A 10,945-nucleotide genomic window follows, 5' to 3' on the forward strand; every position below is an offset into this window, starting at 1 on the left:
CTCGCCGCCACACGCTTTAGTATCGGTAATGTCACCCCCAGCGCATCAACCACACCTAACGATACTGCAGGTTCTGGTATATTCAATTTAAGTGAAGGCTTCACTATTAGCTTTGACGTCATTGCGCATACTGCCTCTGGCAAATTATCTATGTACGTTGATAACAACACCGCGAGTCAGGTTAACTCTGTGCAAGGTGCGGCGTCAAAAATCTACGATATGGACATCAACGAAACCAATACACCAGTAGGCCAGCGCTTTACCTACACCTATGTACCAGGTAGTGATGTGACAGGCCTTGAGCCGAGTGATCCCGCTGCGCGTATATTAAATCCTGCAATTAAAAATTCATTTTTTCAATTACGTACCGACAGCAGCGGTAATATCACCATTGATAATCTGAAAATTGAAACCGTGGCTGATAGCGTGCCAATTCAAGAGCCGGAGGAACCAGAAGAACCGACAGTTCCTGCACCACCAAAAGATATCCCAGTCGTATCGTTGCCATTTAATGGTAGTTTTGCAGGTGTTACAGACGACATTTTTAGCTCAGCTTATGCTGCGGTAAAAGACGCAGATGATCTTGATGTTGCGCTCTACACCAAAACGGGTGGTTCGCTTACTGTGCTTGATTCTGGTCTTGAACTTGACGGCGGACGTTTTACGATTGGAAACGCAGTACCCGGCAATACAAGTAGCTCAGCCGATCTGCAAAGTACTGGTGTGTTTGATCTAAGTCGTCCCTATAACATTGTTATGGATGTAGTGGCTGTGGACTTCACCGACGCGACCAAAAAGCTACAGGTTTATATTGATAATAATACCAGCGGCAGCAGCAATTCTGTGCATGGCGGCGCCTCACGTATTTATAACGAAGAAGCGGGCAATGTAACGGTCGGCACATTAACCATTCCAGGCACTGTTGGTACGAAAAATTCATTTATACAAATTCGTACAGAGGGTGGGGCAAAGGTAGTGGTTGATAATATTCGTATTGAATATTTCTCAACCGGTTTTAGCTGCGCCTCAGAGCCCGATTTATATTTTTGTGATGATTTCACTCAAGGTGTTACCAGCAACTATGACTTATTGGCTCAAGACACCAATACCGAAGGCGCCATCGGCTTCTTTGACACTTACGTGGACCAGGGTAATACCGTATTGCGTTATAACGCAGGAGGTGCCGGTGGTGAATTAATGCTATTCACTGAAGCTGCCATGGCCAATGTTCCCGAAAATGCCAACTACTTTGTTGAAGCGAAAATTCGTCCAAGACAAAATAGCACCACCGCTAACAAACAACTTTATTTGTTAGGCCGTTATGACAGTGCGGGCAACTGGTATGGTGGAGGTTTAAACGTTCAAAATGCACCTAGTAGTACCCAAGTAGAAGTGGCCGTGAGTGTTAACGGATCTATTTCACGTCCGGTTCAAACAAAGTCGCCAATTTACTTAGGTGAGAAAAACGGTGAAGGCGATGGCATATGGTACAGCGTTCGTTTTGAAATGATCGACACCGAGCTCAGCGTTTATCTTGACGGTGAATTAATGGGCAGTGCGTCGGATTCTACATTCAGCACAAAGGGCCTCAGTGGTATTTTTACCAATAATCGTTCTTTCGAGCTTGATGATCTTAAAATTGGGGATCCGAGCGTTAAGCCCATTCAATTGACTTTGGACTACAAAGAACAAGCATGGGATACCTCTACCACCTCTGATCCTTTAGTGATCAATATTACCGCAATGAAAAATGACGGGCTAACAGTCGATACCTTTACGGTTGCCTCTTCCAGTTCAGACGTTGTAAAAGCGGAATTAGTTGGCAATGAACTGACTTTAACGCCTCTTAGCGCAGGTACCAGTGATATTACGGTGGTATCAGGCTCTGACCCGTCTATTGTTCGCACAATCAGAGTATCAGTAGCCGCAGGTTTTGTGATGCCGACAGAAAGCTATGGCGATTTATCAGGCAAAGTATCTCCGGCCATTGCGGCCACCTCACAGTACATTGACGGAACCTTAAGCCTTACTTTTGATAGTGTGCCCACTCTTGGTAGCATCGGCGAAGTGAGAATCTTTGATGCCAGCAATGACGCTTTAGTCGATATCATTAACGTTGGTAGCGAAATCGACTCATTAGGCTATCAGGGTCAAGACCGAGTGCGTCGTTTAAATACTGAATTGATGTGGGTTGATGGTAATCAATTGATAATTAAACCGCACAACAGCATGCTTGACTACAACACCACTTATTATGTAGTGATAGGTAATGGTGTGGTCAGTGGCACTCAGCTAAACGGTGTTGATTTCGTTGGCTTAGGCGAAAACAGCAATTGGTATTTTACCACCAAGACGAGTGCACCAAGTGCTGCGAGTGTAACGGTAGATGATGACGGTACTGCAGACTTTAGAACTGTGCAGGCAGCATTAAACTACGCCATGCAGCATCTTACAGCAGATACACCAGCCACAATCATGGTTAAAGATGGCACGTACAACGAGCCTTTATATTTACGAAATAAGAATAATCTGACAATTAGCGGTGAAAGTCGCGACAACACGCTTATTCAATTCGTTAACTACGATACGAAAAATACCGGCTCTGGTGGTAGTGAAGCCCCTGGAACAGGCGCACCAAACGGTGGACGTAGTGTCTTTTTAGTTGAAGGTGCAGACTTATTGACCTTGACTAAACTAACGCTGAAAAATGCCCATATACGTTCCAACGCCTTTTCAAATCAAGCTGAAACGATTTACTTCAATAGTAATAATCGTTTGATAGCCAAAGAAGCTAACTTTATCAGTGAACAAGACACTTTGTTGTTAAAAGGCTATAGCTGGTTTTTTGATACCTTGGTTGCAGGGAATGTTGACTTTATTTGGGGCTATCCAGTAACGGCCTTGTTTGAAGAAAGCGAAATCAGGACCATTGGTGACTCTAAAAACGGCGATCCTAATACGGATACTTCAGGTGGTTATATCCTGCAAGCCCGCGTGCCGGTAGAAAGCGATCCTGGCTTTGTATTTTTAAACAGTGAGTTTACCCATGGCCCTGGCCCAATTGGCAATGATGTCTTAGATAACTCGACTTACATTGCTCGAAGCGGCGGCAACTCGTCTTATTTTGATAACGTTACCTTGATTAACAATAAGTTTGATACTCATATTGCGAGCTCTGGTTGGGCAGTCTTGGGGGTTAATAGCCAGCCTGCGCCAAATCCTGCAACCGCAACCGCGACCAGTGGTTGGAGAGAATACGGCAGCATGGACATGGCGGGCAATCTATTAGACTTAAGTGCCCGTGTAGGTGGCTATGTACTCAGTGCAGGTGATGTTGCCAATCTAAGTGACCGTGTGTCGATATTTGCTAGTTACAACAGCAATCAAGGCTGGGATCCTGCGGCTGATAACGCCGCGGTAGTGGGGCAAATCTTAGCGGATAAAGGCTTTGCTGGGCATAACTTTGATGTCACCGGTGGCGCTGGCGGCACCGTCGTAACCGTTGATAATGGTGTAGCGCTTATCAATGCACTTAGCGAAGCGAAAAACACCAATGTGCCTGTTACCATCTTCGTTGATGGCACCATCACTGATGCCAACAGCGGCGGAAGCGGTAATTCAATCGACATTAAAGACATGGATAACGTGTCAATTATTGGTGTCGCAGACCGTGGTGAATTTGACGGTATTGGTATTCAAATTCGTCGCGCCAATAACATCATTATTCAAAACTTAAAAATTCATCATGTGCTAACGGGTGGCAAAGACGCAATTTCAATTGAAGGTGATACAGACGGCTCAACCACCGAAAACATCTGGATTGATCACAATGAGCTTTACAGCACCATGAGTGTCGATAAAGACTACTACGATGGTTTAATTGATACCAAAAGTGGTGCCAAAAATATTACGATTTCATATAACTACTTACATGATCATTGGAAAGCGTCATTACATGGCCATACCGAGCCTGACACGGCAAGTAGTAATACCGAACGCAATATTACCTTTCATCACAATCGGTTTGAAAATATTGAATCTCGTTTGCCTTTATTCAGATACGGTTATGGGCATTTGTATAACAACTATTTTAACAATATTCACTCAACGGCTATTAATTCGCGTCGCGGTGCTGAACTGTTGATCGAAAACAACGTGTTTGAAAATACCCAAAACCCCATTGTCTCTTTCTATACTGACGTGGTTGGCTATTGGAATTTGTCTGGCAATATTCTTGGCGATGGCGTGACATGGACGACACCAGACAGCGGGGAAATTAGTGCGCAAGATGGTCAATCAACCAGCAGTTATGTTGTTCCTTATGATTATGAGTTAGAGCAAGCTGATGTAGTAAAAATCAATGTTATCAACCTCTCTGGTGTAGGTAAACTTGACCAAAGTAACCTTGATATCCCGGCGATTGATAACAGTGGTCAAACGCCAGTGGACACTGATGTAAGCTTACCTTACAGTGAAAACTTCAGTGCCCCTGATGCCGCTACTTTCTTTAGTGCTGACTATAAAAACATCCCCGGTGATAGTAGTGCAGCCTTGTATAAGGCAACTGGGGGAGGCAGTAATATCAAGTTAATAGATGGTGAGCTTCACTTAATTAGTGCCCGTTTTACCCTAGGTAATAGCGCCCCTTCAAGCACCACAAGTTCAAATGATACGCCTAGCACCAGTTCGGGGGTGTTTGATTTAAGCAAACCCTACAAAGTAGTGATGGATATCATTAGTGTTGGTGGCTCAGATACCACAAAAGACTTTCAAGTTTATGTTGATAACAACACCTCTAGTAGTGGCGAGTCTATGCATGGCAGTGCATCAAAATTCTATGGTGTCGATGTGAGCACGTTGACTGTGGGTACCTTAGAAATACCTGGATTAGTTGCCAATGCAAATTCGTTTTTACAATTTAGAACGGAGACTGGCGCAAGCGTGGTAATAGACAACCTGCGGATTGAATACCTGCCAGCAGCAGACCTATTAAATGAAGACTTTTCAACCACAGACGCCACCAGTTTTTTAAGTCCAGACTATAAAAGTTTAGCGGGTGATGGTGTCAGTGCGATGTATTACGTGACAGGTGGCGGTGATGGTTTGTCAATCGTGAACGAGCAACTCAGTCTTGCAAGTGCGCGCTTTACTGTTGGCAATACTACACCGGGCGTCAGTACAACTGAAAATGATACCACCGGCACGGGCGTATTCGACCTCAGTAAACCCTATAAAGTGGTGATGGATATCATCAGTGTAGGTGGCACAGACACTAGCAAAGATTTTCAAATCTATGTGAATAATAATACTTCCAGTAGTAGCCAATCTCAGCATGGTGGAGCATCGAAGTTTTTTGCAGTAGATGCAAATACCTTAACTATTGGCACCTTAGAAGTAGCTGGCTTGGTGGCAAACGCCAATTCGTTTTTACAAATCAGAACCGAAACTGGCGCGACAGTAGTATTGGATAATTTGCGAATTCAATATACTGATTAAGAGCATGTGTGGTTTAGTTAAATGTAAAGGGTAGCCTGAGGCTACCCTTTATTTTTTCAGGGAACAGTATGAAAAGAATTATGGCAACGCACTATCACTCCTTATTCATTTTACTTTTTGCTGGTTTTATGTGCGACAAAGCGCTGTCAGCCAACACGAGTTATCCGCAAGATTTACGCTACTCAGTACAGAGCAGTTTTATGAAGTACCAGAATACCTACCCTGAGTTGCGTATTGCCCAGATAAATGTTGAGGATAAAGTTCACATCACAGCTAATCACGTTTATAGCCATGCCTCAGGTCGTGAACTCACCATGGACATCATGCGCCCCACGACCCAACGCAATGGGCGCGCCGTGTTACTTATTCATGGCGGAGGATGGGGCTCTGGCCATAAAACTCATATGCATCAACTTGCAAAAGCACTGGCCTTAAGAGGCTATGTAAGTGCTTGTTTAGAATATCGTTTATCCCCCGAAGCAGCATTTCCTGCAGCGATTGAAGATATCTACCAGGGGATCCGGTGGCTTAGTTCACAGTCAAGTACCTTTAACTTTAATAAAAATCAAATTAGCCTTCTGGGAGGTTCATCAGGTGGGCATTTAGCTTCGTTGGTGGCCTATAGCGCCGAGCATAATGTGTTTATTCCAAACTCAAACGCTTATCAGGTTAATGCTGTAGTAAATTTAGACGGTGTGCTTGACGTGGCTTCAGGAGAGGGCTTACTCGCAGAAGATAAAAACGGCAATTCAGATTCGGCGCTGGCCCGCTGGTTAGGAGGGCGTTTTGCTGATAAAACAGCCCTGTGGCAACAGGTGTCAATTCCACAATATATTACCAATCAATCGCCATCTTTATTATTTATTAGCAGTGGTCAAAGCCGTTTTAAAGCAGGGTTTAAAGACCTTGAAAGGCGATTACTACAACATGGCAAACGTGCACGCCTTGTTACCTTAGAGCATGCACCGCATCCATTTTGGCTATTTGACCCGTGGCTTAGTGGCATAGTCGAGCCTATCGATGCCTTTTTACAAGCTCTTCCTTGAGGTATTTGCATGTGACTAGGTAAAACAAAGCTGACAAGCTTATAAAAGGGCAGTAGCATCCTAGGCTTCATTAACTGAACAAGTAAAAGGCAAACCAGTATGAATTTATTCGATAGCTTGTGTTTGATGGCTGGCCGCGTATTACTCGGTTTGTATTTTATCTTGCCGGGCATACAAAAAATAAGCAGTTTCGAGGGAATGAGTCAGTACATGGCAAAACACGATGTGCCTTTTATTAACCCTTTGCTGATCTTAACCATCATTATTCAGTTAAGTGCAGGTTTTGCGATTATCGTCGGTTATAAGGGCAAAGTCGCGGCTTTTATCTTGGCTGGACTGACCTTGGTTATTAGTGTGTACATGCATAACTTTTGGAACCTACCAGAAGGCGCAAATGTTGCCCATGAAACCCAGAACTTTGTTAAAAATATGGCCATTATGGCGGGTTTACTTGTTCTGGCAGCCAGAGGTACGGGCCCATTTAGTTTAGATAATCGTCATCGATAAACAAATCAAGCGAATCATTAACTGTGACCCTGTTAGTCAATATAAAAAAGCAGACAGGGCGGCAGTGTGCACTAAGTGATAAGTTGAAATGCGCTATGCTACATGCCTCCCTTAACATGGCAAACTACCGTCAACTTCTGCGCATAAATACAGGCCCAGTTTCTTAAGTTTGTTTTAATTTACCTTCTTTTTTCTTTACATAATATAAACAGCTGTTCGCTTAGCTCGATAAATTTCATAATTTTAAGAATAAACTAAGTTTATAAAATTCATAAAGTTAATTGAATTTTAGTGCTTATTTAAATCATATGGCTGGCCAAACCAGTAAGTTTAGTGTACAACTGTGCGCTCAAATTTAGCAGCTTAGTAAAATCTTGTGTAATGATGGCTTTTTTTCGACGTTTATGGTGTTCATTTTGCCTTATGCTAGGCAATCAACCTGCTTTTATACTCTACATTTTACCCCTTATTAACGTGTTGTGGCCTGACTACTTACCAAATGCTTTCAGTGCCAAGGTTATTAGCCTTGAGCAAAAAGCACAGGGAATGCTTTATATTAAACTCAAGGTATCAAAACGTTGGCCTGGATTTAGTGGGGGGCAACATATTGATTTGTTCTTAATTAACAATGGCAGAATAGTTACGCGGACTTTTAGTCTGTGTTCACCGGTTTCTCGTTGGCAAAGCCACCGTGAAATACACCTGTGCTGTAAAGTGCAGCACAATGGCAGCTTTACGCCTTTGTTAGCCGGTCTCGCTGTTAACGATCGACTTAATGTAAGCAAGGCAAGAGGCGATTTTGTTTGGGCAAATAGTCAACAAAGCACCACGTTTATTGCAGCGGGGTCTGGCATTACCCCCATTGCCGCCATGCTACTGAGTCAACGACATTGGCTCGCACCGGTAACGTTGATTTACCGGGTAAAAACGGCGGAAAACGCTGCGTTATTGCCTGAACTGCAAGCCTTAGCCAAACAACACAAGCAATTTTCTTTATTCATCAGCGACAGTGCCGTTGAATCGGCTGAGCGTTTTATTGATTCTTTGGCCCATTTTCAAAGTGATCAGTATTACCTATGCGGTCCACCTGCGTTTATGCAAATCGTGCGTCATCAACTCAATATGTTCAACATTCAGGACGATTGCATTTTTCAAGAGCAATTTGGATTAAGTGTAATACGAGTTGATGAAAAAAATGCTGAAGATCTCGTCCAGGCGACCTTTTTTCATGCAGGTACGAATAGGGTTGCGCATATAGCCAAAGGGGTGAGTTTACTGCAAGGGGCAGAGGATAGTGGTCTATCGCCCCGTTTTGCTTGCCGTATGGGCGTATGTTTTCAATGTGTGTGTCAAAAAGTCACTGGTCAGGTACGAGATATGCGAACGGGTATATTGAGTGGGCATGGCGAAGAACAAATTCAACTTTGTGTCAGCCAGCCCGTGACAGAATTAGTAGTAAAACTGTAAGGACCCGAACATGATGATGCCTAATGCTCAACAATTAGACGCTTTACAAGTCGATTTGGACGCCCTAAAACAAAAAGTTCAAGAACAAGTAGGCGAGTCTGACGCCCGTTATATTAAACGGGTGTTATTGGTACAACGTTTAAGTGCCATTAGTGGTCGTATTTTTATGGTACTGGGATTTATCACCCCCTGGTTTTGGCTTTTAGGCGTTTTGCTACTGGCGCTAGCTAAAATTCTCGACAATATGGAAATTGGTCACAATGTATTACACGGTCAATATGATTGGATGAATCATCCCTTGTTACATTCTAAGCGTTACGAGTGGGATATCGTCTGTGACGCAGGCTCATGGCAGCGAACCCATAATTATGAACACCATACCTACACCAATATTATCGGCAAGGATCGTGACTTTGGCTATGGTTTGCTAAGGTTAAGCAATGACTTACGTTGGCGTGTGCGTAATTTATGGCAAGGCGGTACCTACCTCTTGCTAAGTATGTTATTTCAGTGGGGTATTGCCTATCACGAATTGGCTGGACAGCGAGTTTTCAGCAAAAAGAAAAAGGTCGGACGCCATTCTCAAGTCAGTGATCAAGCATTAAAAAAAGCATTTTTAAGTAAGGGCACGCGCCAATTAGTGAAAGATTATCTATTCTTTCCTTTGGTAGCGGGGCCAATGTGGTTGTGGGTCATAGCGGGTAATTTACTGGCGAATTTCATCCGTAATTTATGGACATCAACAGTAATTTTTTGCGGGCATTTTACCAAAGATGTTCATACCTTTACTGAGAGTCAATGTAGTGATGAAAGCCGTGGTCATTGGTATTACCGTCAAATGTTGGGCTCATCAAATTTCACTGGCCCCACATATTTACATATACTAACTGGCCATTTGAGCTGCCAAATTGAACATCATTTATTTCCTGATATCCCCGCACGCCATTACCCCGCGATGGCTGTTGATGTGCAGGCTATTGCTGCTAAATATGGTATTGCTTATAACACGGGTAGCTTTTTTAGCCAGTATGTGAGCGTGTTTTGGCGCATAATTCGGTATTCGTTTCCTGGTGGGGCAAAAACGACACGATTAGTTAATCCAAAGCACCGCGTTCAAAGTATGCTATAGCAAAAACTCAACACGGAGATAAAAATGCACAGCAATTGGATAACCATCAAACAGCAAGGTGATAACGAGTATTCTGGTTATTTATCTTTACCCCCAAGTGGCAAGGGACCCGGCTTAATTTTGCTTCAGGAAATATGGGGAGTAAATGAACATATCCAAGCGGTAGCCGACCAATATGCTCTAGCAGGATACGTGGTTTTAGCCCCTGATATATTTTGGCAGTTCGAGCATCGGGTGTCACTCAATTATGACGATGCAGGTAATCAACAAGCCTTCGATTACTATAGCAAAATGGACTTTGCCGATGCCGCTTTGCATATAAAAGATGCAGTGGCGACCCTGCGCTCTTTGCCTGCAGTGACAGCAAAGGTGGGAGTAGTAGGCTATTGTATGGGTGGACAACTGGCTTATAGAACCGCAGCGAGTAGTCAAGTAGATGCTGCTGTGTGTTATTACGGTGGAGGCATTGATCGCTGTTTAGAATTAAGCGAGCAGCTTACTCTGCCGATTATGTTCCACTATGCCAAAAATGATAGCCACATTAGTCAAGCAGCGGTGAGTAAAGTAAAATCCGCATTTAAGGACAAAGCCAAGGCCATTTTTTACGATTATGCCGATACTGAGCATGGTTTTAATTGTTGGGGAAGACCAGCAATGTTTAATCAAAAAGCCTCTGCGCTCGCCCTAGGGCGCACCTTAACGTTTTTATCTGAACACCTTTAGCATCACAAACTAGCAATCTTGTTCGAGCTCATTGGTAAGCCAATGAGCTTCATACTGCGTTTTCTGCGTAATTCAATCCTTTGTTTATCTTGCTGTGTAATTTTTACGGAACGGCTCTGTAGGAATAACATGCATAAGAGAGTTAAATTTTTATATTTAAAATATAAGCTATTGAATCTAAATAACTTTTTAACTTGGCCTGGTGGTTGCAAATCTCAGTTGGCAAACAGCACTTCATTTGAATTAATAAAGGAGATAACAATGAATAGCGATCAAATTAAAGGTAATTGGAAAGAGCTAAAAGGTAAAACCCAAAAGAAATGGGGTGAATTGACCAATGATGATATGGATAAAATCAATGGCAGCCGTACTGAATTAGTTGGCAAAATTCAGCAAAAATACGGCAAAAGTAAAGAAGAAGCCGAAAAAGAAGTCGACTCATTCTTTAATTAGCCACAATAGGGCGTTAACAGCAACCACCCCTTAATGTTAGCGCCCTTTTTTATGTACCCTGCAGTGTAAAAATTCATGAACGTACATACCTGTTCAATTACAGCACTGCATTTACCTTACCCTT

General features: G+C 43.1%; 7 protein-coding genes. All 7 read left to right on the forward strand.

The window, feature by feature from the left end; all coding sequences use genetic code 11:
- The first annotated feature begins 150 nt into the window (after nucleotides 1-150).
- Nucleotides 151-5,496 (forward strand): pectinesterase family protein, encoded by a 5,346-nt coding sequence (locus tag NWQ57_RS00985; protein WP_306020063.1) that lies wholly within the window; start codon nucleotides 151-153, stop codon nucleotides 5,494-5,496.
- A 68-nt stretch (nucleotides 5,497-5,564) separates the two neighbouring features.
- Nucleotides 5,565-6,542 (forward strand): alpha/beta hydrolase, encoded by a 978-nt coding sequence (locus NWQ57_RS00990; RefSeq protein ID WP_306020064.1) that lies wholly within the window; start codon nucleotides 5,565-5,567, stop codon nucleotides 6,540-6,542.
- A 99-nt stretch (nucleotides 6,543-6,641) separates the two neighbouring features.
- A complete protein-coding gene (locus tag NWQ57_RS00995) occupies nucleotides 6,642-7,049 on the forward strand; it encodes a DoxX family protein (RefSeq protein WP_306020066.1) in 408 nt (135 codons plus the stop codon).
- A gap of 423 nt (nucleotides 7,050-7,472) precedes the next feature.
- Entirely contained in the window at nucleotides 7,473-8,516 is a 1,044-nt protein-coding gene (locus tag NWQ57_RS01000; RefSeq protein WP_306020068.1) for a flavin reductase family protein, read from the forward strand.
- Between the two features lie 16 nt (nucleotides 8,517-8,532).
- Nucleotides 8,533-9,645: a fatty acid desaturase gene (locus NWQ57_RS01005; RefSeq protein WP_372340869.1), complete on the forward strand. Its 1,113-nt coding sequence runs from the start codon at nucleotides 8,533-8,535 to the stop codon at nucleotides 9,643-9,645.
- Between the two features lie 24 nt (nucleotides 9,646-9,669).
- On the forward strand, nucleotides 9,670-10,368 hold the full coding sequence (locus NWQ57_RS01010) for a dienelactone hydrolase family protein (RefSeq protein WP_306020070.1): 699 nt from the start codon (nucleotides 9,670-9,672) through the stop codon (nucleotides 10,366-10,368).
- Between the two features lie 261 nt (nucleotides 10,369-10,629).
- Nucleotides 10,630-10,821, forward strand: a complete 192-nt coding sequence (locus NWQ57_RS01015; protein WP_306020072.1) for a CsbD family protein — start codon at nucleotides 10,630-10,632, stop codon at nucleotides 10,819-10,821.
- Nucleotides 10,822-10,945 lie beyond the last annotated feature (124 nt).

This window comes from Paraglaciecola sp. (genome assembly GCF_030730205.1).
Classification (GTDB): Bacteria; Pseudomonadota; Gammaproteobacteria; order Enterobacterales; family Alteromonadaceae; genus Paraglaciecola.